Genomic DNA, 707 nt, shown 5'->3' on the forward strand with positions numbered 1-707 from the left:
TACGTGATTCCTTTGCATCTTCCGCCTCTTCGCGAACGTGGTGAAGATGTGATTGAAATTGCGTACTCACTGTTAGGCTACATGTCTCATGAAGAGGGCAAAAACTTTGTCCGCTTTTCTCAAGAAGTGATTGATCGCTTTAACAGTTATGAATGGCCGGGTAACGTCCGACAACTACAAAACGTACTACGCAATATCGTGGTGCTCAACAACGGCAAAGAAATTACGTTAGATATGTTGCCACCGCCGCTGAATCAACCGTTAGATAGGCCATCTGTATCTAAACTGATTGAGCCAAAAGCGATGACTGTTTCAGAGATCATGCCGCTATGGATGACAGAGAAAATGGCGATTGAGCAAGCGATTGAGGCGTGTGACGGCAATATTCCAAGAGCCGCTGGGTATCTTGATGTCAGTCCGTCAACGATTTACCGCAAACTACAAGCATGGAATGGTAAAGAAGAGCGGCAGAAGGTGTAAGCATGACGATATTGAATCAACAAAAAATAGATGAACTGTCGATGGAAATCGGCAGTGATAACGTGCCTGTTTTGCTCGATATTTTTTTGGGTGAGATGGATACGTACATCGACAACTTGTCGCAGTTAGAAGGTTCAGAGCGCTTAGTGTATTTGAAAGAGATCAGCCATGCGCTAAAAAGCAGTGCTGCGAGTTTCGGAGCCGACAGTTTGTGTGAGTTAGCGATG

At 45.0% G+C, this 707-nt stretch carries 2 protein-coding genes; both read left to right on the plus strand.

The features are described from left to right. Nucleotides 1-480, plus strand: a 480-nt coding sequence (locus R7R24_RS26920) for a helix-turn-helix domain-containing protein (RefSeq protein WP_318120150.1), incomplete at its 5' end; no start/stop codon positions are given. Nucleotides 481-482: 2 nt separating this feature from the next. Continuing rightward, the coding region (locus tag R7R24_RS26925; protein WP_318120151.1) for an Hpt domain-containing protein at nucleotides 483-707 on the plus strand (225 nt) is incomplete at its 3' end.

The organism is Vibrio sp. 704, from assembly GCF_033339295.1.